The sequence below is a fragment of the Aureimonas sp. Leaf454 genome, from assembly GCF_001424685.1.
In the GTDB taxonomy this organism is placed as follows: Bacteria; Pseudomonadota; Alphaproteobacteria; order Rhizobiales; family Rhizobiaceae; genus Plantimonas.
The window spans coordinates 1-24,261 of the sequence record NZ_LMQT01000024.1; the positions used below are offsets into that span (position 1 = coordinate 1).

A 24,261-nucleotide genomic window follows, 5' to 3' on the forward strand; every position below is an offset into this window, starting at 1 on the left:
AAGCCACCAAGGAAGCGACCCCCAAGACCCCGTAAGAAGCTAACCGCCGCCCACGTCTCTCTTTCTTCTCATCTCTGCAATTGTCAAAAAACACGGCGGAAAACTCCGCCGGCGGATCCATGCAGCGTCAGCCGCAAAAAATCCTGGAAACATCCCGATGATCTCGGATCGTTTCAATCACACTCAACAAGGCCAGATCACTTCGATCCGCTGACACAAGAGCGAACTCTTTCGCTCGCCGCCGGCGCCGCCCCGTCGATGAGCGGTTTATAGGATAACCACCCAAACCAAGTCAACAACCAAAATCAGGAAATCGACGCCAACAGCGCAAATTTCGTAAGGCGCTGTTCTAACACGCAAAATCAGACCGACGGCGCCAAGGCGATCCCGCACCGTGTCGGAAACATGACACCCAGGAGGACATGCCAAAGCGCGGAAAGCGCCTGTCGGCACGGCTCAAACGCCTGCGCACCTGCGCGACATCCTGCAGGTCGTCGNGCTGTTCTAACACGCAAAATCAGACCGACGGCGCCAAGGCGATCCCGCACCGTGTCGGAAACATGACACCCAGGAGGACATGCCAAAGCGCGGAAAGCGTGCCGTGATCCCGGCAGAAGCGGCACTTCGTGCGCCGTACGGGCGGCCTTGCCGGCCACCCGCTCGCTCGTTCCCCGATCCTTTCGGATCGACGGAATCGTCAGACCAGGCGGGCGTCCAGCGTCACCTCGATCGCGCCGAGGGCCTTCGACACCGGACATCCCTCCTTCGCCTTCCGGGCGAGCGCCTGGAACGTGGCGTCGTCGACACCGGGAACCTCGCCTTCCAGCGTGATGGTGCTCTGCTTGATTTCGAACCCGCCGGACACCTGTTCGACGCTCACCACCGCGCGGGCGTTCAAGCTCGTCGCGGGCGTGCCGTTTTCGGCGAGGAAGTGGGAGAGCTGCATCGCGAAGCAGCCGGCATGGGCTGCGGCGAGCAGCTCCTCGGGATTGGTGCCGGACTTGCCGCTCTCGTCCTCGAATCGCGCCTTGAAGGAATAGCCGTGCTCGGAGAGAGCGCCCGACTGCGTGGTGATCGTGCCCTTGCCGTCGCCGAGGGCGCCGTGCCAGACCGCGTTTGCATGACGTTTCATGATGGTGTCCTTTCCAGGTGGGTCGGGGGCAGCGTCGTCTGCGCCAAAGGCGCGCTCGCGCATCCCGTCGCGTCACCAACTCCATGCGGGTTCGAGCGTTCCCTCCGGCACGGAATGTCCGCCGGGCGACGCGCCGCCGCTTGGCCTTTCCTGCAGCGCGGCGCCCATCTCGTCACGTGGCGAGCCGATGCCTCGGGCGGTGCTCTTCTCGTGACGCGAGGCCGGTGTCCTTCGTGGCAGTGCCATGGCCTTCACGGGAGCGTAATGCGTCGCGCATCATGCTGCGGCAGCCTGTTCCGCCTTCGGCAACGCGTTGCCCGCCCCGACCTTCGACCGAGAAGCGATCCCGCCATGACACAGCCGTTCCTGATCTGCGCGACGCCGGACCTTCTCGGGCACAAGGGGGATTGGTTGCGCGCGTTGGAGGAGGAGCGCCGCGCGAGTCCCAACACCGTCGAGGCCTATGAGCGGGACGTCCGGCAGTTCCTCGGCTTTCTCACCGGCTATCACGGGCGTCCGGCGTCGCTCGGCGATCTCGCGGACCTGAAGCCGTCGGATCTGCGGGCGTTTCTTGCGGATCGGCGTCGCGACGGCGCGGGCGCGAAGACGCTCGGCCGCGGGCTGGCGGGCGTGCGCTCCTTCGTGCGTCACCTCGAGAAACGGGGCCTCGCCTCCGCGGCGGGTCCCCGCGCCATGCGCGCGCCCAAGCAACCCAAAAGCCTGCCGCGCCCCTTGAGCGTCGGCGATGCGCTGGCGGTGGCGGAAGACGGCGGCGCGCTCGGCACGCTGCCCTGGGTCTCCGCGCGCAACTCGGCCGTGATGACGCTTCTCTATGGCTGCGGCCTGCGCATCTCGGAAGCTCTGGACCTGCCCGGCGATGCGCTGGCCGACCCGGCCGCGCGCTCGTTCCGCGTCACCGGCAAGGGCGGCAAGGAGCGGCTGGTGCCGCTGCTGCCGGTCGTGCTCGCCGCCGTGGCGGATTATCGTCGCCTCTGCCCCTTCGATCTCGTCGCGGGCGAGCCGCTCTTCCGGGGCACGCGCGGCGGCCCGCTCCGGCCGCAGATCGTCCAGCGCGAGATGCAGAAGCTCCGAGGCTATCTCGGCCTTCCCGAGACCGCGACGCCGCACGCTCTGCGCCACTCCTTCGCGACGCATCTTCTGGCCAAGGGCGGTGATCTCCGCACGATCCAGGATCTTCTCGGCCATGCCAGCCTGTCGACGACCCAGGTCTATACCGGGGTCGACGGCGCACGGTTGATGGAGGTCTACGAGAGCGCCCATCCCCGCGCCCGCCGCTGACGGCGGCGCGCGGCACCGCAGGCAGGCGGAAAGGCATCCTCCATCGAATGGGCAAGGCCATCTTCAGGCTTTGGTCGCATTGCGGCCCTAAGCTTTGAATGACTTCTCTCCGCGGACCTCGCCCATGCCGACGATTCTCCCCCCGCGCCGTTTCGTCCCGGCGCGCCTGTCCGATCGGGTCCTGCCCTCGTCGGCGAGCCTTCGACCCGGCCTCGAGCGGGTCCGGCGCGGGGTCCTCGCCCTCGCCCTCGGCTTTCCCGCGCTGCTCCTCGCGGCCGTCCTCGTCGCCGGCTTCGTCCTGCCCGCGCGCGCGCAGACGCCGAAACCCGCATCGGGCGCCGATTGCCGCGCCGAGAGCCTTCTGTCCCGGCTCGAAGGCTCCGAGCGCCTTGCGCCGCTCGCCGCCGAGGCGGAAGCCGAGCCGAACGGTCGGGGAAAGCTCTTCCGCGTGGAGCGCGAGGGGCTCAAGCCTTCCTTCCTCTACGGCACCATGCACATGACCGATCCGCGCGTGCTGGCGCTGGAGCCGCAGGCGGACGCGGCTCTGGCGGGCGCCGATCGGCTGGTCATCGAGACCACGGACATTCTCGGCGGCAAGGACGCGAGCCTTGCCGTTCTCGCCCGGCCCGATCTCCTGACGCTTCCGGCCGGCAAGACGCTCGACGACTATCTGGCGCCCGAGGTGAGAACCCGCATCGAGGCGAAGCTCGACGAATACGGCATTCCCTTCGGCTCCGTGGAGCGGCTTCAGCCCTGGTTCTTCTCCGTCGGCCTGCTCCTGCCGCCCTGCGAGGCCGCCCGGCAGGAAAGCGGCGCGGAGGTCCTCGACGTCTCGCTCGCGAGCCGCGCCAAGGCGGCGGGCAAGCCGGTGCTCGGTCTGGAAACGGCGATCGAGCAGGTCGAGGCCATGGCCTCGCTCTCGATGGACCTCCAGGTCTCGAGCCTTCTCGCCATGCTGGAGCTGAAGCCCGACATGCCGGGCATCTTCGAATCCATGATCGAGCTCTACCTGTCCGGCGACATCGCGATGATCTCGGCCGTGGCGGAAGCCGCGATGCCGCTCTCGGACGTCCCGGCCGAATCGGTCGCCGCCTATGCCGAGTTCGAGGATCGCATCGTGGAGAAGCGAAACGTCCTCATGGCGGAGCGCCTGCAGCCGATCCTCTCGGCGGATGGCGGCACGTTCGTCGCGGTGGGCGCGCTGCATCTTCCCGGTCGGACCGGCCTCGTCGAGCTGCTGCGCAAGGCCGGCTACAGGGTGACGCGGGCGGACTGATCGCCGGCGAAGCACGGGGCCCGAGAACGGAACGGGGCAGCGGGGAAGGCCGAAGACGCCCTGGGCTCCCGGCGCCGCGGCGCCGATCCTCGGCGCCATCCCGGACCGATCGGCCGGTCGCGTCGTTTGCGCAACGTTCGGCGCGACGCGAGGCGGGCGCAGCGTGAGGACATCCTCGACGCCCGGGACATCTCGAAATGCCCTCGAGGCCGGCGGGAGCGCGCGGATCGCCGGCGCTCGGTTCAGCCGATCTCCTCGGCGACCAGAAGGTTCGTCCGGGGCAGCCTCAATCGGCTCGAGATCGTTTCGGGCCTGTGCACGCCTCGGATCGCCGCGACGAGATAAGCGAGGGCCGAGAGGAGATCGCCCTTCGTGAAGGGCTTCTCCAACACGCCGAACGCTCCGGCGAAATCCTCGGGCAGGCGTCGCACGTTCGCCGTCGTGTAGACGACCTTGGTCTTGCAGTTCTGGTGAATGAACTGGCCGATGGCCGGGCCGGTGACCCCGTCGGCCAGGCTGAGATCCACGAAGGCGATATCGGGTTCCGCCTCGATCGCCAGGCGGCAGGCCTCGCCGAGGGTCGTTGCGATCCCGACGACGGAATGCCCCGCCGCCGATGCGATCATTTCGACTTGCCGGGCGATCAGGAGTTGATCCTCGACGATCAGAATCTGCAAGCTGGGTGCGTTCATGCCCGGGATGGCTATCAATGAATCGGAAGCATGAACCTAACACACGTGCCCGGAGAAATGGGGATCCACTCGATGCTGGCGCGCAGTTGGCGAACCAATGTTTCGATCAGCGTATGGCCGAACCCGGTTCCCCGCGAGGTCGAATGGTGCATTCCGATGCCGTTGTCCTGGATGGCGATCTCGTAGGCCGCCTCGATGGGCCTGACGCTGACCCTGAGATCGCCGGATCGTCCCGCCGGAAACGCATGCTTCAAGGCATTCGTGATCATTTCGTTGATCACCAGGGCCACCGATGCCGCATCGTCCGCCTTGATCTTGATCATCTGCGTCTCGAGGATCAGGTCGATGTCGCTTCGTCCCGACGCACCGACGAGATTGGCCGCGATCTCTCGCGTGAATTCGCCGAGATCGAAATCCGTGATGCTTTCGGACTGGTAGAGACGCTTGTGCACGAGGCCCATCGCCTCGACCCGCTCCAACATCTCCTGCAGCGTATTCTTGATCTTCTCGTCCGGAATGCTCATCGACTGGAGCATCAGCATGGCGCTGATCATCTGGAGATTGTTCTTCACACGATGATCGACCTCATGCAGAAGCAGATGACTGGTGGACAGCGCCTCTTCGAGCTCTTTCGTGCGGGTTCGCACGCGCTGGTCGAACTCGGCGACGAGGCGCGTGCTGGAATCGAGGGCATCCTCGAGCTCTCGCGTCCGGATCGAAACGAGTCGCTCCAGGTCGCTCTGGAGATTGATCGCGTTCAGTTCAAGCCGCTTGCGCTCGCTCGCATCGATCTGCGAGGCGAAGAAGTACTGAATCTTCCCGTGCATGTCGTGCACGGGACTGATGTAGAGACCATTCCAGAAGGACGTTCCGTCCTTCCGGTAGTTCAGGATGTCGGCCGCGATGTCCTCTCCCCGGGCGAGGGCGTCGCGGATCTTGCGAACCGTCGCCGGGTCGGTGTCGGGACCTTGGAGGAAGCGGCAATTGCGACCGTTGACCTCTGGTCGGCTGTAGCCCGTCATCTCCAGAAAGGCATCGTTGGCGAAGATGATGGGATTGTCGACCCCGTGAGGATCCGTGACGATCATGGGCATGCGTGTCGCACGGATCGCAGCGGAAAACGGATCGGCCTGCCCATGCTGAACGTTCAGGGTCTCGGTCAAGAGCCACGCGTCTGATTTTTCCATAGACGATCCTCGACCCGGCCATTACGCAAAGATATGTGTACAAATTTAGCATTCACGTAAGAAATAAGAAATAATGCTTATATGACGGACAAAGAACCCCTTCGGCAGTGTTAAATCAAGAACATTGGCGTGTTCGTAAGTTGTACGTTTGAAATTTCCGCGACGTTATGTCAGTCGGCCGAATGAAAGCTGCCACCCGTCGGCGAGAACGGATTTCAGTCTCGGCCCGTCTTTGCCGCAGCCCCTGTCTTGTCACGGCGGCTTCCTGTCACGTCCCGGAGCCCGTCGATCACGTCGAGCCCGCGGCTGCGTCGCGTCAGAAGGCTTGGCGGTAGAGCGCCAGCGCGTCCGACGGCGTGACCTCGACCGGATTGTTCTGGAGGAGCCGTGTCTGCTGCATGGCATCGGCGGCCAGAAGCGGCAGTCCATCCTGCGTCACGCCGACATCGCGCAGCCGACGCGGCGCGCCGCTCTCGTCCATCAATCTCGTCATCGCTGCGATGAAGGCTTCGGCCCCCGCTTCCGCACCGGGCCCGCTTCCGGCGCCGATCACGGTGGCGAGTTCGGCGTAGAGGGGCCCTGCCGCCGAGGCGTTGAATGCGAGCACCGGCCCCAGCATGAGCGCGTTGGAGAGACCGTGCGGGATGTGATGGCGGCCGCCGAGCGGATAGGCCAGTGCGTGGACGGCGGCCACCGGCGCATTGGAGAAGGCCTGCCCCGCCAGCATCGCGCCGAGAAGCATGGCCTCCCGCGCCGGCCGGTTCGAGCCGTCGCGGCACGCCGGCACGAGATGGGCCGCGAGCAGCCGCAGAGCCTCCCGAGCCAGCGCATCCGACACGGGATTCTTGCGGTGGCGGCTCGTATAGGCCTCGATCGCGTGCACCATGGCGTCGATCCCCGTCGCAGCCGTGTGAATCGCGGGAAGGCCCAAGGTCAGCTCGGCATCGAGCAGCACGTGGTCGGCATAGAGCTGCGGCGCGACCACGCCCGTCTTGGTCGTCTCCCCCGTCGTGAGGATCGAGATGTTGGTCACCTCCGAACCCGTGCCGGCGGTCGTGGGGAGGAGAACGAGCGGCAGGCGCGATCCGGCGATCCGGTCGATTCCGTAGAGCGCCGACAGGGGCTGGTCGGCGGCGAGGAGCACGGCGGCGAGTTTGGCGACGTCGAGCGAGGACCCGCCGCCGATCCCGATCACGATGTCGGCGCCCGCCGCCTTCCCCTCGTCCACGCAGGCGAGAAGCACCGTCTCCGGCGGATCGGCCACGACCCGATCGAAGACCGCGACAAAAAAGCCATGCGCCCGGAGATCTCCTGCGATCGGCTCGATGAGGCCCGCTTGGACGAGGCCCCGATCGGTCACGAGGAGCGCCCGACGCGGGGCGAAGCGCGGCGCGAGGCGTGCGCCGAGCCGCTGCGCCCCCGACCATTCGACCGCGATGGCGGGAACGGTGCGAAACTCGAAGGGCCGCGACGACGTCTGAACGGAAGGCGGTTGCATGGCGCTGGTACTCCTGCAGAACGCCACCGCGATAACGCCGTTCCGACCTCGCGTCGAGACGATCGCCCGGCACCGGCCGGGCGTCACGGGAGTTGGCCGGGCATGGCGAGGCTTGGCAGGCTCCGGGCGGAACGGGCGAGCCGGCCGGGGCGGACTCCCGTCATCGTGAACGCGCAGCTCTTGCCCGACCCGTCTGCGAGGCACAGACTTCTCCGGACGACCCAGCCACAGGAGATTTGCAGCATGAAGACATGGATGAGCGCGACCCTCGCCCTCGGCCTCCTCGCCGCCGCCTCCGCGCCGGCGCTGGCCGAATGCCGCGGCCACAACAACACCGCCGATTCCGGGACCTCGACCCCGATCATCACCGCGGACACCGTGGCCATGCCCGGGATCTCCGGCGAGAAGGGCTGATCGGTCCTTCGGCACGGACGATGCACCAACGAAGAAGGGCCCGAGGCTGTCCGCCCCGGGCCCTTCTTCGTTGGTGAACGCCCCGGACGGGATCGAATCGATCCCGCCGGACCGCCTCAGGCGTGGATCGGCTTGCCGGAAAAGGCCGCGAAGGCCGCCTCGCGCACGGCCTCCGACAGGGTCGGATGGGCATGGCTGGTGCGGGCGAGATCCTCGGCCGAGCCGCCGAACTCCATCAGAACCGCCGCTTCCGCGATGAGGTCGCCGGCGCTGTGGCCGAGAATGTGGACGCCCAGCACCCGGTCGGTCGCGGCATCCGCGAGGATCTTCACGAAGCCGTCCGTCGCGATCATCGCGCGGGCGCGGCCGTTGGCGGTGAAGTTGAACTTGCCGGTCCGATAGGCGACGCCGTCCTTCTTCAGCTCCTCTTCCGTCTTGCCGACGGAGGCGACCTCGGGCGAGGTGTAGACGACGGACGGGATCGTCCCGTAGTTCACGTGCCCGGCCTGTCCGGCGAGGATTTCGGCGAGCGCGACCCCCTCGTCCTCCGCCTTGTGGGCGAGCATCGCCCCGCGCACCACGTCGCCGATGGCATAGACGCCCTTCACGCTGGTCTGGAAATGGTCGTCGATCTCGACGCGGCCCGCCTTGTCCATGGCGATGCCGAGCTCGCCGAGACCGAGGCCCTCCGTATAGGGTTTGCGGCCGGTCGCCACGAGCACGACGTCGGCTTCGAGGATTTCCGCCGCGCCGCCCGCCACCGGCTCGAACGTCACCGAAGCGCCCGCGCCGGTTTTCTCGACCTTCGTCACCTTGGCGTTCAGCTTGAACTCGACGCCCTGCTTGGCGAGCAGCTTCTGGAAGGCGTTGGAGATGTCGGCATCCATGCCGCCGAGCACCTTTCCGAGATATTCGACGACCGTGACCTTCGCCCCGAGGCGCGACCAGACCGAGCCGAGTTCGAGCCCGATCACCCCGCCGCCGACGACGACGAGATGCTGGGGCACGGCTTTCAGCGCGATCGCATGGTCGGACGAGACCACCGTCGTCTCGTCGAAGGTGACGTCGACGCCGGGAATGCCCGCGACCTCGGAGCCCGTCGCGATGCAGATCGCCTTGGCCTGCAGCACCTTCGTCCCGCCGTCCTCGGCGGTCACCTCGACCGTGCCGGCGGCCTTGATGCGTCCCGTTCCGATGATGCCGTCGATCTTGTTCTTCTTGAAGAGGAAGGCGATGCCGTCGACATTGGCCTTCACCGTCTTGTCCTTGTGGCCGAGCATGGCGGGGAGGTCGAGCTCCGGCTGAACCTTGATGCCGAGCTCGCCGAAGGAATGCCCCGCCTGCGCGAACATTTCGGACGCGTGAAGCAGCGCCTTGGACGGAATGCAGCCGACGTTCAGGCAGGTGCCGCCGTAGGTCTTGCGCTTTTCGACGACGGCGACCTTCAGGCCGAGCTGCGCGGCCTTGATGGCGCAGACATAGCCACCGGGGCCGGAGCCGATGACGACGAGATCGTAGGATGGCGTGTCGGACATGGGAGTTCGCGTTCTTTTTGAAGGATGGGAAAGGGTTCAGAGAAAGCGGATGAGCATCAGCACCAGCCCGAGCAGGGACGCGGCCCAGGCGAGGCTGCGAATATAGGGAATGCCGAAGAGGTAGAGCGGAATGTAGACGATCCGCGCGACGAGCCAAAGCCATGCGCCGGTCTCGCCGATGCCACCGGTGCGACCGGTGACGGCAAGGCCGAGCGCCAGCGCGACGAAGGCCGGATAGGTCTCCTGAAAGTTCTTCAACGCCCGTTCCGCGCGGCCGGCCATCGGACCGAGGGGCTTGGCCTCGCCGTCGCGGGCGCCGGCGTTCCAGCCCAGGCCGCGCTCGGCGGTCGCCAATTGTCCCTGCAGGGCCACATGGACGAGAAGCAGCACCACGGACCAGCCGAGAAGGGCGAGTTCGGTCGAAAGCGGAATGAAACTGTCCATGCTGTGGTCCTCGGATTTGGCGCCCTTTGCGGGCAGAAGCAGGCGATCATCCCTGATCTAGGGCAGAATCGCCCGGGCGCCCGAAACGTCGAGGATCGCGCCGGTGGAATAGCTGGCCGCCTCCGAAGCGAGCCAGAGCACGGCGCGGGCCACCTCCTCCGCCGTTCCCGGCCGCTGCATGGGCAGGCTCGGCGTGATGTCGCGCACCCGGTCGGGCAGCCCGCCGGAGGCGTGGATCTCGGTCTCGATGATGCCGGGACGCACGGCGGTGACGCGGATGCCCTCGGTCGCGAGTTCCTTGGCGAGCCCGATCGTGAACGTGTCGATGGCGCCCTTCGAGGCCGCGTAGTCGACATACTGGCCGGCCGCGCCGAGCTTGGTCGCGGCCGAGGAGAGGTTGACGATCGCCCCGCCCGCGCCCCCACGCCGCGTGGACATCCGTTTGACCGCCTCGCGGGCGCAGAGCATCGAGCCGATCGTGTTGACGCGGAACATCCGCTCCAGCCGCGCCGCACTCATGTCGGCGAGCGCCTGCGGCAGATCGACGATCCCGGCATTGTTGACGAGAACGGCGAGCCGCCCGAACCGGTCCGCGGCTTCGAAGAGCGACAGGATGTCGGCTTCGACCCCGACATCGCCTCGAACCGCGACGGCCCGCCCGCCGCCGGCCTCGATCTCCGCCACCAGTGCCTCGGCGGCATCCTTACGGGCCGCGTAGTTCACGACGACGTCGTAGCCGTCCCTGGCCCCGAGCCGGCACACCGCCGCCCCGATGCCGCGCGATCCGCCGGTGACGAGAAGGACGCCGCGATCACCCATGCATTCTCTCCGTCGCAAGCTCGCAGGCGGCGAAGGCGTCGATCGATGGGGTCATAAGTTTTCCTCGGCCTAAGCGCCACGCGTCGGACCAAAATGTGCGAACTGTGTCGATCGGACAGTCGCTCCACCGTCTCGTGGAAGCGACGGCCAATCGCTGCGGCTCAACCGCTACTCGGCTGCGGACGGGCGATCCGCGTCTGCTTCCACGCGGCGGATCCACGCCGCCGCTTCCGGATCCACTTCCGCCCGAAGCACATCCGGGCAGATATCGATGTCTGCTCCGTCGTGACCGATCCAATCGTTGGAATGTCCGTATTCGTAGAGCCGCACGTCGCGAAACACTGCGGGATCCCGCAACGGCGCAGAGGCCGGCACCTTACGGACGAAGCGTCCGAAATCCACCACACCCTTCAATCCATCGATCCAGACGATCTCCAGTCGGAGGCCGTCGACGGCGCGAGCCTGCTGGATGCGATAGGTCATCACGCGATCCCCTCGGGTCGGCGACCGGCCCCGATGTCGTTCCAAGCTCTCATCATATCGCCGCGATGGCCATCGAGCCACCGCGCCCATGTGCGTTCCATCGCGATCGGGCCGCCATCAACCATGACGGTGTCCGTAGCGATGATCATCCTCACGCTCGTCTCGCCGACGAGAGCAGGAAAGCGTGGCGGATCGTGATCCTTCGCAAAAGATCACGATCGGGAGGCCGCCGACGAAAGGCGACTGTCGGCATGATCTCTCAGAGATCGAGGACGAGCCGCTCCGGGTCCTCCAGCGAATCCTTGACGCGCACGAGGAAGGTCACCGCTTCCTTGCCGTCGACGATCCGGTGATCGTAGGAGAGCGCCAGATACATCATCGGCCGGATCTCGACCTTGCCGCCGATGGCGACCGGGCGCTCCTGGATCTTGTGCATGCCGAGAATGCCCGACTGCGGCGCGTTGAGGATCGGCGTCGACATCAGGGAGCCGTAGACGCCGCCGTTCGAGATCGTGAACGAGCCGCCCTGCATGTCGGAGACGCCGAGCTTGCCGTCGCGGGCGAGAAGCCCGAGGCGTCCGATCTCCTTCTCGATCTCGGCGATGCCCATCTGGTCGGCATCGCGCACGACCGGCACGACGAGGCCCTTCTCGGTCCCGACCGCGACGCCGATATGGGCATAGTTCTTGTAGATGAGATCGGTGCCGTCGATCTCGGCATTGACCGCCGGGATCTCCTTCAGCGCATGGCAGACCGCCTTGGTGAAGAAGCCCATGAAGCCGAGCTTCACCTTGTGCTTCTTCTCGAAGAGATCCTTGTACTTGGCGCGCAGCTGCATGACGGCCGTCATGTCCACCTCGTTGAAGGTGGTGAGCATGGCCGCCGTGTCCTGGGCGTCCTTGAGACGCCTGGCGATGGTCTGGCGCAGGCGCGTCATCTTCACCCGCTCCTCGCGCGGGCCATCGGCGGCCGGCGAGGCCGCGCGGGGTGCTGCGGCCGGCTTCTCCTGCGTGGAAGACGGCGCGCCGCGCGCGATCGCGGCGAGGACGTCGCCCTTCAGGACCTGGCCCCGGCGGCCCGATCCCTCGACGGCGCCCTCGGACAGGTTGTTCTCGGTCATGATCTTGCCGGCCGAGGGAGAAGCCGGCATGGCCGGACCCTTCGCGGCGGATGAACCGGCCTCGGCGGGTGCCGGGTCGGCCTTCGCGCCGCCGCCGTAATCGGCGGTCTGCGTGGGTGCTGCGGCCTGTGCGGGTGCGGCGGCCGGCGCGGGAGCGGGTGCCGCGGCAGGCTTGGAGGCCGCCGCGCCGTCGCCGGCGCCGATCGAGCCGAGAATGCCGCCGACTGCGACCGTCTCGCCGTCCTTCACCGAGATGTCCTCGAGAATGCCGGCGGCCGGCGCGGGAACCTCGACCGTGACCTTGTCGGTCTCGAGTTCGGCGATCGTCTCGTCCTGCTCGACGCGATCGCCGATCTTCTTGAACCACTGGCCGACCGTCGCCTCGGTGACGGATTCGCCCAGCGTCGGGACCTTGATTTCGGTGCTCATCGGGATGCTCGTTCTTTCAGCGAAGGGGGCGGCTTGCGAAATGGGAAGCGGCTCCGGCAGGATCTGCCGGAGCCCTTGCGTCGGGTCGGCTCAGCCGAGCGCTTCCTCGAGGAAGGCGGCGAGCTGCGAGAGATGCTTCGACATGGTGCCCGCGGCCGGCGAGGCCGCCGCGGCGCGGCCGGCATAGCGCACGCGCCGCTTGCTGGCGCCGATATGCTCCAGCACCCATTCGAGATAGGGATCGATGAAGCTCCAGGCGCCCATGTTCTTGGGCTCCTCCTGGCACCAGACCATCTCCGCCTGCTTGAAGCGCGAAAGCTCGCCGATCAGGGCCTTGGCCGGGAACGGATAGAGCTGCTCGAGCCGGAGCAGGTAGACGTCGTCGATGCCGCGCTTCTCGCGCTCCTCGTAGAGGTCGTAATAGACCTTGCCGGTGCACATCACGACGCGCTTCATCTTCGCGTCCTTCACGAGCTTGATGCCCGCGTCCTTCTTCATCTCCGCATCGTCCCAGAGGAGGCGGTGGAAGGACGTGTCGCCGGACATTTCGGAGAGGTCCGACACCGCCCGCTTGTGGCGGAGCAGCGACTTCGGCGTCATGAGGATCAGCGGCTTGCGGAAGTCGCGCTTCACCTGGCGGCGCAGCGCATGGAAGTAGTTCGCCGGCGTCGTGATGTTGGCGACCTGCATGTTGTCCTGCGCGCAGGCCTGCAGGAAGCGCTCCAGACGCGCCGAGGAATGCTCCGGACCCTGGCCCTCGTAGCCGTGCGGCAGGAGCATGACTAGGCCCGACATGCGCAGCCATTTCGCTTCGCCGGACGAGATGAACTGGTCGATCACGACCTGCGCCCCGTTCACGAAATCGCCGAACTGCGCCTCCCAGAGCGTCAGCGCGTTCGGCTCGGCGAGCGAATAGCCGTATTCGTAGCCCAGCACCGCCTCTTCCGAGAGCATCGAGTTGATGACCTCGTAGATCGCCTGCCCCTTGGCGAGGTTGGCGAGCGGCACGTAGCGCGTCTCGTCCTCCTGGTCGTAGAGCACGGAGTGACGCTGGCTGAACGTGCCGCGCTCGGAATCCTGACCCGACAGCCGAACCGGATAGCCTTCCGTCACGAGCGTGCCGAAGGCGAGCGCCTCGCCCGTCGCCCAGTCGATGTCCGAGCCGGTTTCGATGGCGTTGGAGCGGTTGTCGAGGAAGCGCTGGATCGTCTTGTGGACGTTGAAGCCCTCCGGCACCTTCGACAGCTTGCCGCCGATCTCGCGCAGCGTCTTCAGGGGAACGCCGGTCACGCCGCGGCGCGGCTCGTCCTCCTGCTCGGCCCGGCGCAGGCCGGACCACGCGCCGTCCAGCCAGTCGGCCTTGTTCGGATTGTAGGCCTGACCCGCCTCGTGCTCGTCTTCCAGATGCTTGCGCCATTCGGCCTTGCGCGCGTCGACCTCGGCCTGGCTGACCGTGCCTTCCGCGACGAGCTTCTTGGAATAGATCTCCAGCGTCGAGGGATGCTGGCGGATCACCTTGTACATGATCGGCTGCGTGAAGCCCGGCTCGTCGCCCTCGTTGTGGCCGAAGCGGCGATAGCAGAACATGTCGACCACCACCGGCTTGTGGAAGGTCATGCGGAACTCGGCCGCGATCTTGGCCGCGTAGGTCACCGCTTCCGGATCGTCGCCGTTCACGTGGAAGATCGGCGCCTCCACCATCTTGGCGACGTCGGACGGATAGGGCGAGGAGCGCGACAGGCGCGGATTGGTGGTGAAGCCGATCTGGTTGTTGATGATGAAGTGCACGGTGCCGCCGACGCGGTGGCCGCGCAGGCCCGACAGGCCGAAACACTCCGCCACGACGCCCTGGCCGGCGAAGGCGGCGTCGCCGTGGATCAGCAGCGGCATGACCTTGGCGCGCACCTCGAGCGGCACGATCTCGGTGCGCGTGCGCCCCAGGATCGCGTCCTGCTTGGCGCGCGCCTTGCCCATGACGACGGGATTGACGATTTCCAGATGCGACGGATTGGCGGTGAGCGAGAGGTGGACCTTGTTCTGGTCGAACTCGCGATCCGCCGAAGCGCCGAGATGGTACTTCACGTCGCCGGAGCCCTCGACGTCCTCGGGCTTGTAGGAGCCGCCCTTGAACTCGTGGAAGATCGCGCGATGCGGCTTGCCCATGACCTGGGCGAGCACGTTCAGGCGGCCGCGATGGGCCATGCCGAAGACGATTTCCTTGAGGCCGAGCTGGCCGCCGCGCTTGATGATCTGTTCGAGCGCCGGGATCAGCGCCTCGCCGCCGTCGAGGCCGAAGCGCTTGGTGCCCTTGTACTTGACGTCGATGAACTTCTCGAAGCCCTCGGCCTCGATCAGCTTGTTGAGGATGGCGCGCTTGCCCTCCGGCGTGAAGGTCACGCCCTTGTCGGCGCCCTCGATGCGCGACTGGATCCAGGCCTTCTCGGCCGGGTTCGAGATGTGCATGAACTCGATGCCGAGCGTCGAGCAATAGGTCCGCTCGAGAATGTCCACCATCTGGCGGAGCGTGGCGAACTCCATGCCGAGGACGTTGTCGATGAAGATCTTGCGGTCGTAGTCGGCCTCGGTGAAGCCGTAGGACTTCGGCGACAGCTCGTTGTAGTCGTTGTCGGGCTGGGCGGCGATGCCGAGCGGGTCGAGCTTGGCGTGGAGATGGCCGCGCACGCGATAGGCGCGGATCAGCATCAGGGCGCGGACCGAATCCTGCGTCGCCTGCGTCACGCCGGAGGCCGCGACCTCGACGCCCGCGTCCTTGGCCTTCTCCTTGACCTTGGTCTCGACCTTGGCCTGCACGGCGCCCCAGTCCCCGTCGAGCGCGGAGACGAGTTCGCCATTGGCCTGGATCGGCCAGCCGGGCTTCGCCCAGGACGCGCCCTCGGCGTTCTTGAGGACGGTCGCCTTCTCGTCCTTCAGTTCCCGGAAGAAGTCGGCCCATTCGGCCGCGACGGAGGTCGCGTCCTTCTCGTAGGCCGCATAGAGGCCCTCGATGTAGTCGGCGTTGCCGCCGTAGAGGAAGGAGGTCTGTGCGAAGATGTCGTTCGCCGGATCACGTGCCATGTGCGTTGCGGGGCGCCGGTCGAGGCGCCGTCTCCTTGAGGTTCATCGCTGACCACCGGCGGAAGGTCCTCGTCCGCACCGGTGGCCGTTCACTCCTGCGGGGATCCCCGATACAAGCGGGTCCCGCCATCCCGTCCCCTCGCCCCGAATTCCGGCCTTTTGCCGGCCGGCGCGCAAGATCGATCGATCCCTCGCGCCGCAGGACGGATCAGCCCTTCAGAACTTCCACCAGCGTCTTGCCGAGGCGCGCCGGCGAGGGCGAGACGCGGATGCCCGCGGCCTCCATCGCCGCGATCTTGTCCTCCGCGCCGCCCTTGCCGCCCGAGACGACCGCGCCGGCATGGCCCATCGTGCGGCCCGCCGGTGCCGTGCGGCCCGCGATGAAGCCGGCCATCGGCTTGCGGCGGCCGCGCTTGGCCTCGTCGGCGATGAACTGCGCGGCCTCTTCCTCGGCCGAACCGCCGATCTCGCCGATCATGATGATCGATTCCGTCGCGTCGTCGGCGAGGAACATTTCCAGCATGTCGATGAATTCGGTGCCCTTCACCGGATCGCCGCCGATGCCGACCGCAGTCGTCTGGCCGAGACCCTCGTTCGTCGTCTGGAACACCGCCTCGTAGGTGAGGGTTCCCGAGCGCGACACGATGCCGACCGAACCTTTCCGGAAGATGTTGCCGGGCATGATGCCGATCTTGCACTCGTCGGGCGTCAGCACGCCCGGGCAGTTCGGTCCGATGAGGCGCGAGGCGGACCGGTCGAGCCGCTCCTTGACCTTCACCATGTCCATGACCGGAATGCCTTCCGTGATGCAGACGATCAGCCCGATCTCGGCCTCGATGGCCTCGAGGATCGCGGCGGCGGCGCCGGCCGGCGGAACGTAGATCACGGAGGCATCCGCGCCGGTCTTGTCCTTGGCTTCGGCGACGGAGGCGAAGATCGGGAGCGTCTCCCCCTTCGATCCCGTCCACGTCTCGCCGCCCTTCTTCGGATGCGTTCCGCCGACCATCTGCGTGCCGTGATAGGCCAGCGCCTGCTCGGTGTGGAACGTGCCGGTCTTGCCGGTCAGGCCCTGCACGATGACCTTGGTGTTCTTGTCGACGAGAATGGACATGAGGTCCCCTAAGGATGAAACTTGAAGCCGCGCTTCGAAATCAGGTGATGCGGCCGGCGCCAGGGATCGAACCCGTGCTGTCTGGCCGTGGAAACGGTGCGGCGCGAGGAACGCCGGCGCATCGGGGCAAAGGAGAGCCGGGACGTTGCGCCCGGCCTGTCCGTCCGATGGCGATCGCTCCTCCCGCCGTCTCGGTCTTGCCTCAGCCGACCGCCGCCACGATCTTCTGCGCGGCGTCGTCGAGGTCGTCCGCCGCCGTGATGGCGAGGCCGCTCTCGTTCAGGATCTTCTTGCCGAGATCGACGTTCGTGCCCTCCAGGCGCACGACCAGCGGGACCTTGAGGCCGACGTCCTTCACCGCGGCGACCACGCCTTCCGCGATCACGTCGCACTTCATGATGCCGCCGAAGATGTTGACGAGGATGCCCTTCACGTTGGGATCGGCGGTGATGATCTTGAAGGCCGCGGTGACCTTCTCCTTGTTGGCGCCGCCGCCGACGTCGAGGAAGTTCGCCGGCTCCTTGCCGTAGAGCTTGATGATGTCCATCGTCGCCATGGCGAGGCCCGCGCCGTTGACCATGCAGCCGATGTCGCCGTCGAGCGCGACATAGGCGAGGTCGAACTTGGAGGCCTCGATCTCCTTGGCGTCCTCTTCGCTCTCGTCGCGAAGGGCCTTGATGTCGTCGTGCCGGTAGAGCGCGTTGCCGTCGAAGGAGACCTTGGCGTCGAGCACGCGAAGGCGCCCGTTCGTCATCACGATCAAGGGGTTGATCTCGAGGAGCGCCATGTCCTTCTCGGTGAAGGCCTGGTAGAGGATCGGGAAGAGCAGCATCCCGTCCTCGCGCGCCTTCTCCGTCAGGCCGAGCGCGTCGCAGAGCTTGCCCGCGTCTTCGTCGGTCACGCCCTGAGCCGGATCGATCGGGACGTTGATGATCTTCTCCGGCGTGTCGTGGGCCACCGTCTCGATGTCCATGCCGCCCTCGGTGGAGACCACGAAGGCGATGCGGCCGACCGAGCGGTCGACGAGGATCGAGAGGTAGAGCTCGCGCTCGATGTCGGCCCCGTCCTCGATGTAGAGGCGGTTGACCTGCTTGCCGGCCTCGCCCGTCTGCTTGGTGACGAGCGTGTTGCCGAGCATTTCCTTGGCGTGGGCGACCGCTTCCTCGATCGACTTGGCGAGCCGGACACCGCCCTTGGCGTCGGGACCGAGCTCCTTGAACTTGCCCTTGCCGCGCCCGCCGGCATGGATCTGGCTCTTCACGACGTAGAGCGGGCCCGGCAGCTGGCGGGCCGCGGCCTCGGCCTCGTCGGCGGAGGTGATCGGAACGCCGGCGGCGACCGGCGCGCCGAAGCTCTTGAGGACGTCCTTGGCCTGATACTCGTGGATGTTCATGAAATCTCTCGGAAGGTGGAGGAAGCGGCGCTGGCGGCGCTCTGCGTCAAAGGCTGAAAAAGCCGGGCGTCTCCGCCCGGCTCCTCGATCACTTCAGGTTCGGCGCGATGCCCTCGCAGGCTTCCATGAGCCCGCGCACGGAGGCGACCGATTTCTCGAACTGCGCCTTCTCGTCGCCGATGAGCTCGATCTCGATCACGCGCTCGACGCCGTCCGCGCCGATGACGCAGGGCACGCCGACATACATGTCCTTCTGGCCGTACTCGCCCTTGAGGGCGGCGGCGCAGGGCAGGACGCGCTTCTTGTCCTTCAGATAGCTCTCGGCCATCAGGATCGCGGATGCGGCCGGCGCGTAATAGGCCGAGCCGGTCTTCAGCAGGCCGACGATCTCAGCGCCGCCGTCGCGGGTGCGCTGGACGATCTCTTCCAGGCGTTCTGCCGTGATCCAGCCCATCTTCACGAGGTCCGTCAGCGGCACGCCCGCGACGGTCGAATACCGCGTCAGCGGCACCATCGTGTCGCCGTGGCCGCCCAGCACGAAGGCGGTGACGTCCTCGACCGAGACCTTGAACTCCTCGGCGAGGAAGGTGCGGAAGCGGCCGGAATCCAGGACGCCGGCCATGCCGACGACCTTGTTCTTCGGCAGGCCCGAGAACTTCTGCAGCGCCCAGACCATCGCGTCGAGCGGGTTGGTGATGCAGATGACGAAGGCGTTCGGCGCGTACTTCTTGAGGCCGGCGCCGACCTGCTCCATGACCTTGAGGTTGATGCCGAGAAGATCGTCGCGGCTCATGCCGGGCTTGCGCGGAACGCCCGCGGTGACGATGCACACGTCGGCGCCCTCGATCGCGGAATAGTCGTTGGCGCCGGAGAGCTTGGCGTCGAAGCCCTCGACCGGGCCGGACTGCGCGATGTCGAGCGCCTTGCCCTGGGGCGTGCCTTCCGCGATGTCGAAGAGGACGATGTCGCCGAGTTCCTTGAGACCCGCGAGATGGGCGAGCGTGCCGCCGATCATTCCGGAGCCGATGAGTGCGATCTTGTTGCGGGCCATCTTGTCCTGCTCGTCCTTTGCGGGGGAGATCGTTGCTGCCGTTCGGGAATCGACGCCGGAAACCCGGCGACCATCCCCTGGCGTTTCACGCCGGACCCGTCCCGAGGAACGGTCCGGGAGCGCCTGCGCCGACGGACGCGGCATCGTCGCCGCGCTCGTGCCCGTCGAACCGGCAACGCCGGAAGGGAATAGGCCGAGAACGCGTCAAATTCAACCGTCACACGGACGCTACAGCGAATTCAACCGGTTAGAACATGTGGCATTGACGTAAACGGAAGAGTGATTCGTTATGCGGATCAAGACGAAGCTTCGCTTGGGCATGGTAGCGAAAATTTCATGCGCTCTCTCGATCGGGCGACGAGAATGGCCGCCCGACCTCTGCCGGAGATGGCATCGGCATCATCGCGCCGGGATCGACGCGCCCGCTCCGCCCGGCGGGGCGACCTCGTGCGCGGCGAGATACTCGTCCGTGCGCATCTCGTTGAGGCGCGAGATGGTCCGGGCGAACTCGAAGGCCTCCGCCCCCTGTCGCCCGACATAGAGGTCCTCGGCCGGCGCCGCGGCGGAGACGACGATGCGGCGGCCGACGTCGTAGAGCGTGTCGACGAGGGTGATGAAGCGCTTGGCCTCGTTGCGCTCGCCCTCGCCCATCACCGGCACGCCGTCGAGGACCACGGTGTGGAAGCGCTTGGCGATGGCGAGGAAGTCCTGCGAGCCGACCGGACGGCGCATGAGGTCGTCGAAGGTGAAGCGGGCCGCGCCGTTGCCCGCGCGCGGCACGGGCACGGTGTGGCCCTTCACCGAGAGCGAGGCCGGCGACGCCTTCTGCCCGTCGAGAAGAAGACTCCAGATCGCGTCCACCCGCGCCGTTGCGTCCGCGCCGAGCGGCGTGACGTAGAGATCGGCCGAGCCGAGCGTCGCCATGCGGTAGTCGGTCGCCGCGTCCAGCCGCACCACGTCGGCATGCTGCTTCAGATCGTCCACGAAGGGCAGAAAGAGCGGCCGGTTGAGCCCGTTGCGATAGAGATCGTCGGGCGCGACGTTGGAGGTCGCGACGAGCACCACGCCTTCGGCGAAGAGAACCTTGAAGAGCCGCGACAGGATCATCGCGTCGGCGACGTCGGTCACGGTGAATTCGTCGAAGCAGAGAAGCCGGGCCTCGGACGCGATCGAAGCGCCGACCGGCGGCATCGGATCGTCGCCTTTCGCCGTGCCCGCCTTCACCGCCTCGCGGTGCGCTCCGATCCGGTCGTGCACATCCGCCATGAAGGCGTGAAAATGCACCCGTCGCTTGGGCTGCACGGTGGCGGAGCGGAAGAACATGTCCATGATCATGGTCTTGCCGCGGCCGACATCGCCATGGATGTAGACGCCGCGCACGGGTTCGGGCGCCTTGGCCCGCCCGAAGAGCCAGCCGAGCGCGCTCGACTTGGCGGCGAGCGTGGAGGCGGACAGGGCCTTGTCGAGCTGGTCCAACCGGTCCGCGAGGCGGCGCTGCGCGACGTCGGGCTCGATCTCGCCCGAGGCGACGAGCCGGTCGAGCGCCGCGCGCACGGGACCGGAGCGTGGGGAACCATCGGTGGGTCGCGATGAGGTCGGCATGTCGGGCTCCAGCCGCGGAGCGAAGACGGCGCTCCGGTTCAGCCGCCGGGGGATGGGGAGCGCGGCCCTGGCGGGTCGAAAGGGGGAAGGCAGGATCGCCGGCCGCTTCCGGCCGGCGTTTCGGGCGCGAGCGGCATGCGCGGGCACGGCGGCGCGCGGCCGGTGCCCACCGGCCGTCAGCGATAGAGGCTGATCGCCTGTCCGCCGGAGGTCGTGCCGTCATAGCGCGTGCCGCCGGAATTGGAGAGGTTGGCGACCGTCGTGCCGCTGGAATCCTTCAAGACGACCTGGCTGCCGGACACGTCCCAGGCCGAGACGTCCGCGACCTGTCCGGGGCAGCCGCGCGACGCGGCGCGGTAGCCGCCGGTCCACTTGGTGAGCGCCATGAAGATCTGGCAGTTCCCGCCGCCGGACGAGACCTTCCAGGCCCCGACGAGCCCGTCGCGCGAGACCGGCGCGGCCGAGGCCGTCTGCACGGGGGCCGTGGTGGCGGCCGGCGTCTCGGTAACCGGCGGGGGCGTCACGGGCGCGGCGGCCACCGGCGGCGGCGGAGCCGGCGGCGGCGGCAGCTGGCTGGATGCGACCTGACCCGTCGGCGCGGGCCGCAGCGGTTCCGGCCGCATCTCGCTGATCCGCGCGGGCTCCGAGGTCGAGGCACAACCTGCCGCCGCCAGTGCCAGCGCGAGAATTGCGCTCGTGGTGATCGTCCGCGTCATCGCTCAACTTCCCTTCGCCACGGCTCCGGCCCCTGGCTCGGATGCGCGTGTCGGCGTTCTCCGCACCGGTCCTGATGCCGATCGGGCCTTCAGGATGCCGGTCCGGGACCGCCTCGTGCCCCTTCGTCCGCCGCTCGGCGCCACTCGCCGTCCCGTTGTGGAACGAAGCGGCGTCGAACGACCTGTTCACTCTCTGTTAAAGCGGAGGTTCGACAGGCTTCGCAAGTCGCAATGCGCCGAGAAAGCGCTTCCAGCGTGGATTGCGTGCCAAAATCGATCAGTGCGCCACACTGAGCGCATCGCCAGCGAGGTGCGGGCGTCTCGATGCCTCGTCCCGCCCGGCGCGAGGCCGGGTTCAGTCGACCAGGCTCATATCGGTGACCGGACGCTTGAAATCGCCGGTTTCGGGGTCCATCGCCCAAAGCTCGCCGGTCGAGATGTCGAACCAGGCGCCGTGCAGCGTCAGGCGGCCCTTGCCTTCCAGGATCGACACGCAGGGGAACGTGCGCAGATTGGCCAGCGAGAAGCGGATGGAGATCCGCTCCAGCGCCGTCTGGCGCTCGCCCGCCGTCATCAGCTCGTTCGCCATCACCATGCGCGCGGGCGCCTCGACCATGCTCATCCACTTGCCGATGAAGTCGCCCGGCGACAGCGGCGCCGAACCCGGCGCGAGCGCGGCCTTGATGCCGCCGCAGCGGCCGTGGCCGAGCACGACGATATGCTCGACCTTCAGCGCCTGAACCGCGAATTCGAGCGCGGCCGAGGTCGAATGGTATTCTCCGTCCGGCTCGTAGGGCGGCACGAGATTGGCGACGTTGCGGATGACGAAGAGCTCGCCGGGCGCCGCGTCGAAGATGGTCTCGGGTGCGGCGCGGGAGTCGCAGCAGGCGATGACGAGGGTCTTGGGTTCCTGCCCGGCTTCGGCGAGAACGCGATATCGCTGCTCTTCCGTCCGGTAGCGGCCGGACATGAAGGCCTTGTGGCCGTCGAGGAGCGAAGCGGGCAGGATCTCCATGGGATTGGTCCTACCGCATTGCAGCGTCCGCGACAATCTGGATTGATTCCCATCGCGCGACCGTCGCCCGCCGGCGGAAGAAGAGGGCGTCCGCACCGCCCCGACCTTGGGTCTCGAGCCCCGTGCGACGGCGGAGGCGCTCGGCCCGGGAGGGGGACGAAAGCGAGCGCCGACGGGCGGATCACGGCGGGGCGTCGGGGCCGGCGGCGGATCGAATGGGACGATCCGCTGTCGGTCGGAAGGTCGGTCGGAAGACGCGGTCCCTCAGGCCCAGATCGCGATCGGCAGGCCTCTGGCGTCGCGCTCGGGCGGCTCGGGATGGGCGCGCGCCACGCCGGCCCGGTACCGCTCGGCGACGAGGAGCATCGCGCCGGCGTCGAGAAGGTCGTCCTGTCCCGCGCCCGCCGGCGGCGGCGCGTAGAGGAGCGCCCGCGGCAGTCCGCAGGCGACGAGCAACCGGCGCCGCTCCTCCAGTCCGGCGGGGTTCACCTGACCCTTGATCTTCTTGGGCAGGCGCATCGCGGCGCCGTCGTTGAGGACGCGGAAGGCGAATTCCGGATGGCTCTCGATCACCCGATCCGCCAGTGCGGGATCGGCGGCGAGCAGCCGGTCGATCTCCAGGATCTTGGGAAACAGGCCGAAGCCCTGGATCGAGATCCGGCGCGGCGGATGCGACAGGCGCTCGGCGATGCGGCAGGCCTCGGCGTGGCACTCGCGGCGGTGGAGCTCGGAGCGGAACGGTCCCGCCCCCGCCTCGACGGCGGCCCGCGCCGGAATCGAGAAGACGCTCGACTGCCGCTCGCCGAGGAGCGGGCGAACCGCCTTCTCCGCCGCCCGTCCCGCGCCCTCGATCCGCTCGGGCAGGCCGATCGGCATGTCCACGGCGATCACCGCGCCCGGTCCGGTCCCGTCGAGCAGGAAGTCGAAGCGCGGAAAGACCCGCGTCACCGGCGCCTCGTCCGCCGTCCGGCGCATCATGGCGATCCAGCCGGCCCGGCAGCCGTCCACGCCGACCGCCAGCGGCGCCACGCCCTCCTCCGCCGCCCCGCGTCCCGCGCCCGACGTCGTTTCGCTCACGCCCGGCGGTTGCCGTGCGGCAGGCCGAGACGGCGCAGTTGCACCATGGCCATCGGATGCTTCAGGCTTTCCGCGTCGGTTTCCAGCGTCAGCTCGTCCGCGCCGCGCTTGGTGGTCCGCGCGAGGATCTCGTAGACCGCGGCGGTCGTCGTCTGCAGCGCCTTCTCCGGCGTCGCGCCCGACAGGATGCGGGCGAGGAAGACCGCCGAGGTGAGATCCCCCAGCCCGTTCGGCGCATTGTCGATCTGGCGGTGCTCGGCGAGCAGCGCATGCGTGCCGTCCACGAGGAGGTTGCCGATGCCGCCGCGCAGCAAGGGAAAGGCCGAGGTGACGACCACCGTCTGCGGTCCGAGCGCCATCGCGGCATCGATGAGATGCGCGTTGTCGGAAAATTCGAGGCCGGTCAGGAATTCCAGTTCGAACCGGTTCGGCGTCGCGATGTCGGCGAGCGGCATCAGTCGGTCGCGGATCCCCTCCAGCGTTTCCTCGGGTTGGTAGAGCCGCCCGCCGTCGCCGGTCACGGGATCGCAGAGGTAGAGCGCCTGCGGGTTCGCCGCCTTCACCGCCTCGACGAGCCGAGCGGCCGGCTCCACCTGGTTCGAGGCGCCGAAATAGCCCGTCACGATCGCGCCGACCTCGCCGAGCCAGGGTGCGTTGCACAGGTCCGCCATCAGGCCCGCGAAATCCTCGGCCGACGCCACGATCCGCGTCGCCGGTCCGCGGCCGGGATGCCAAGGCAGCGTCACCGTCGGCACGCTCCACACGGGATGCCCGAGCGATTCCAGCGCGAAGACGACGGCGCGATTGCCGACCGTGCCGCGCGCGACATGGCTGGACACCGAAATCACCGCCGGCTTGTCGCGGCGGTCGGACGGGGTCGTCATGGACATGGC

The 24,261-nt window shown here is 67.5% G+C and carries 21 protein-coding genes; 3 read left to right on the plus strand and 18 right to left on the minus strand.

The window, feature by feature from the left end:
• Window positions 1-697 precede the first annotated feature (697 nt).
• Window positions 698-1,132, minus strand: coding sequence for an OsmC family protein (locus ASG43_RS19325; RefSeq protein WP_056508434.1), 435 nt, complete (start codon window positions 1,130-1,132; stop codon window positions 698-700).
• Between the two features lie 351 nt (window positions 1,133-1,483).
• Between ASG43_RS19325 and ASG43_RS19330 the strand changes: the two genes are divergently transcribed.
• Both ASG43_RS19330 and ASG43_RS19335 read left to right on the plus strand, forming a co-directional pair.
• Window positions 1,484-2,431: a tyrosine recombinase XerC gene (locus ASG43_RS19330; protein ID WP_056508437.1), complete on the plus strand. Its 948-nt coding sequence runs from the start codon at window positions 1,484-1,486 to the stop codon at window positions 2,429-2,431.
• Window positions 2,432-2,555: 124 nt separating this feature from the next.
• Window positions 2,556-3,707, plus strand: a complete 1,152-nt coding sequence (locus ASG43_RS19335) for a TraB/GumN family protein (protein ID WP_082491067.1) — start codon at window positions 2,556-2,558, stop codon at window positions 3,705-3,707.
• A gap of 242 nt (window positions 3,708-3,949) precedes the next feature.
• Here ASG43_RS19335 and ASG43_RS19340 read toward each other — a convergent pair whose 3' ends face one another.
• The 3 genes from ASG43_RS19340 to ASG43_RS19350 form a co-directional block, all read right to left on the minus strand.
• Window positions 3,950-4,384 (minus strand): response regulator, encoded by a 435-nt coding sequence (locus ASG43_RS19340; RefSeq protein ID WP_162244748.1) that lies wholly within the window; start codon window positions 4,382-4,384, stop codon window positions 3,950-3,952.
• Between the two features lie 29 nt (window positions 4,385-4,413).
• The gene (locus ASG43_RS19345; RefSeq protein WP_056508441.1) at window positions 4,414-5,586 is read right to left on the minus strand and encodes a histidine kinase dimerization/phosphoacceptor domain -containing protein; all 1,173 of its coding nucleotides are present in this window, start codon (window positions 5,584-5,586) and stop codon (window positions 4,414-4,416) included.
• A 316-nt stretch (window positions 5,587-5,902) separates the two neighbouring features.
• Complete coding sequence (locus ASG43_RS19350; protein ID WP_056508443.1) at window positions 5,903-7,084, minus strand: iron-containing alcohol dehydrogenase; 1,182 nt, start codon at window positions 7,082-7,084, stop codon at window positions 5,903-5,905.
• Window positions 7,085-7,327: 243 nt separating this feature from the next.
• Between ASG43_RS19350 and ASG43_RS22980 the strand changes: the two genes are divergently transcribed.
• Window positions 7,328-7,498, plus strand: coding sequence for a hypothetical protein (locus tag ASG43_RS22980; protein WP_156386797.1), 171 nt, complete (start codon window positions 7,328-7,330; stop codon window positions 7,496-7,498).
• A 116-nt stretch (window positions 7,499-7,614) separates the two neighbouring features.
• Here ASG43_RS22980 and lpdA read toward each other — a convergent pair whose 3' ends face one another.
• From lpdA to pdxY, 14 genes are all read right to left on the minus strand, one after another.
• The gene (lpdA, locus tag ASG43_RS19355) at window positions 7,615-9,033 is read right to left on the minus strand and encodes a dihydrolipoyl dehydrogenase (RefSeq protein WP_056508445.1); all 1,419 of its coding nucleotides are present in this window, start codon (window positions 9,031-9,033) and stop codon (window positions 7,615-7,617) included.
• 36 nt (window positions 9,034-9,069) lie between these two features.
• A complete protein-coding gene (locus ASG43_RS19360) occupies window positions 9,070-9,477 on the minus strand; it encodes an MAPEG family protein (RefSeq protein WP_056508447.1) in 408 nt (135 codons plus the stop codon).
• Between the two features lie 57 nt (window positions 9,478-9,534).
• Entirely contained in the window at window positions 9,535-10,296 is a 762-nt protein-coding gene (locus ASG43_RS19365) for an SDR family oxidoreductase (protein WP_056508449.1), read from the minus strand.
• A gap of 168 nt (window positions 10,297-10,464) precedes the next feature.
• Window positions 10,465-10,779 (minus strand): DUF2442 domain-containing protein, encoded by a 315-nt coding sequence (locus ASG43_RS19370; RefSeq protein ID WP_056508451.1) that lies wholly within the window; start codon window positions 10,777-10,779, stop codon window positions 10,465-10,467.
• Window positions 10,780-11,038: 259 nt separating this feature from the next.
• A complete protein-coding gene (gene odhB / locus ASG43_RS19375; protein ID WP_056508453.1) occupies window positions 11,039-12,328 on the minus strand; it encodes a 2-oxoglutarate dehydrogenase complex dihydrolipoyllysine-residue succinyltransferase in 1,290 nt (429 codons plus the stop codon).
• Between the two features lie 90 nt (window positions 12,329-12,418).
• Window positions 12,419-15,403, minus strand: a complete 2,985-nt coding sequence (locus ASG43_RS19380) for a 2-oxoglutarate dehydrogenase E1 component (protein WP_056508455.1) — start codon at window positions 15,401-15,403, stop codon at window positions 12,419-12,421.
• Between the two features lie 208 nt (window positions 15,404-15,611).
• The gene (sucD, locus tag ASG43_RS19385; protein ID WP_056508458.1) at window positions 15,612-16,514 is read right to left on the minus strand and encodes a succinate--CoA ligase subunit alpha; all 903 of its coding nucleotides are present in this window, start codon (window positions 16,512-16,514) and stop codon (window positions 15,612-15,614) included.
• 202 nt (window positions 16,515-16,716) lie between these two features.
• Window positions 16,717-17,907 carry an ADP-forming succinate--CoA ligase subunit beta gene (sucC, locus tag ASG43_RS19390; protein ID WP_056508460.1) on the minus strand — a complete coding sequence of 397 codons (1,191 nt, stop codon included), beginning with the start codon at window positions 17,905-17,907 and terminating at the stop codon, window positions 16,717-16,719.
• Window positions 17,908-17,995: 88 nt separating this feature from the next.
• Window positions 17,996-18,958, minus strand: a complete 963-nt coding sequence (gene mdh / locus ASG43_RS19395) for a malate dehydrogenase (RefSeq protein ID WP_056508461.1) — start codon at window positions 18,956-18,958, stop codon at window positions 17,996-17,998.
• A 399-nt stretch (window positions 18,959-19,357) separates the two neighbouring features.
• Window positions 19,358-20,560: a cell division protein ZapE gene (gene zapE / locus ASG43_RS19400; protein WP_056508463.1), complete on the minus strand. Its 1,203-nt coding sequence runs from the start codon at window positions 20,558-20,560 to the stop codon at window positions 19,358-19,360.
• 176 nt (window positions 20,561-20,736) lie between these two features.
• Window positions 20,737-21,276 (minus strand): protease inhibitor Inh/omp19 family protein, encoded by a 540-nt coding sequence (locus ASG43_RS19405; RefSeq protein WP_056508464.1) that lies wholly within the window; start codon window positions 21,274-21,276, stop codon window positions 20,737-20,739.
• A 355-nt stretch (window positions 21,277-21,631) separates the two neighbouring features.
• A complete protein-coding gene (locus ASG43_RS19410; protein WP_056508466.1) occupies window positions 21,632-22,291 on the minus strand; it encodes a carbonic anhydrase in 660 nt (219 codons plus the stop codon).
• Between the two features lie 264 nt (window positions 22,292-22,555).
• Window positions 22,556-23,368, minus strand: a complete 813-nt coding sequence (locus ASG43_RS19415; protein WP_244488166.1) for a DUF429 domain-containing protein — start codon at window positions 23,366-23,368, stop codon at window positions 22,556-22,558.
• A complete protein-coding gene (gene pdxY, locus ASG43_RS19420) occupies window positions 23,365-24,258 on the minus strand; it encodes a pyridoxal kinase PdxY (protein WP_056508468.1) in 894 nt (297 codons plus the stop codon). Before pdxY ends, ASG43_RS19415 begins: the two co-directional genes overlap by 4 nt.
• Between the last annotated feature and the right edge of the window lie 3 nt (window positions 24,259-24,261).

Bases quoted from the DNA above. Each gene is read 5' to 3' on its own strand.
- mdh (WP_056508461.1), bottom strand. From the start codon at position 18,958: ATGGCCCGCAACAAGATCGCACTCATCGGCTCCGGAATGATCGGCGGC.
- ASG43_RS19335 (WP_082491067.1), top strand. From the start codon at position 2,556: ATGCCGACGATTCTCCCCCCGCGCCGTTTCGTCCCGGCGCGCCTGTCC.
- ASG43_RS19360 (WP_056508447.1), bottom strand. From the start codon at position 9,477: ATGGACAGTTTCATTCCGCTTTCGACCGAACTCGCCCTTCTCGGCTGG.
- ASG43_RS19365 (WP_056508449.1), bottom strand. From the start codon at position 10,296: ATGGGTGATCGCGGCGTCCTTCTCGTCACCGGCGGATCGCGCGGCATC.
- sucD (WP_056508458.1), bottom strand. From the start codon at position 16,514: ATGTCCATTCTCGTCGACAAGAACACCAAGGTCATCGTGCAGGGCCTG.
- ASG43_RS19330 (WP_056508437.1), top strand. From the start codon at position 1,484: ATGACACAGCCGTTCCTGATCTGCGCGACGCCGGACCTTCTCGGGCAC.
- ASG43_RS19325 (WP_056508434.1), bottom strand. From the start codon at position 1,132: ATGAAACGTCATGCAAACGCGGTCTGGCACGGCGCCCTCGGCGACGGC.
- ASG43_RS19380 (WP_056508455.1), bottom strand. From the start codon at position 15,403: ATGGCACGTGATCCGGCGAACGACATCTTCGCACAGACCTCCTTCCTC.
- ASG43_RS19405 (WP_056508464.1), bottom strand. From the start codon at position 21,276: ATGACGCGGACGATCACCACGAGCGCAATTCTCGCGCTGGCACTGGCG.
- lpdA (WP_056508445.1), bottom strand. From the start codon at position 9,033: ATGTCCGACACGCCATCCTACGATCTCGTCGTCATCGGCTCCGGCCCC.
- ASG43_RS19410 (WP_056508466.1), bottom strand. From the start codon at position 22,291: ATGGAGATCCTGCCCGCTTCGCTCCTCGACGGCCACAAGGCCTTCATG.
- ASG43_RS19350 (WP_056508443.1), bottom strand. From the start codon at position 7,084: ATGCAACCGCCTTCCGTTCAGACGTCGTCGCGGCCCTTCGAGTTTCGC.
- ASG43_RS19370 (WP_056508451.1), bottom strand. From the start codon at position 10,779: ATGACCTATCGCATCCAGCAGGCTCGCGCCGTCGACGGCCTCCGACTG.
- sucC (WP_056508460.1), bottom strand. From the start codon at position 17,907: ATGAACATCCACGAGTATCAGGCCAAGGACGTCCTCAAGAGCTTCGGC.
- pdxY (WP_056508468.1), bottom strand. From the start codon at position 24,258: ATGTCCATGACGACCCCGTCCGACCGCCGCGACAAGCCGGCGGTGATT.
- odhB (WP_056508453.1), bottom strand. From the start codon at position 12,328: ATGAGCACCGAAATCAAGGTCCCGACGCTGGGCGAATCCGTCACCGAG.
- ASG43_RS19345 (WP_056508441.1), bottom strand. From the start codon at position 5,586: ATGGAAAAATCAGACGCGTGGCTCTTGACCGAGACCCTGAACGTTCAG.
- zapE (WP_056508463.1), bottom strand. From the start codon at position 20,560: ATGCCGACCTCATCGCGACCCACCGATGGTTCCCCACGCTCCGGTCCC.
- ASG43_RS22980 (WP_156386797.1), top strand. From the start codon at position 7,328: ATGAAGACATGGATGAGCGCGACCCTCGCCCTCGGCCTCCTCGCCGCC.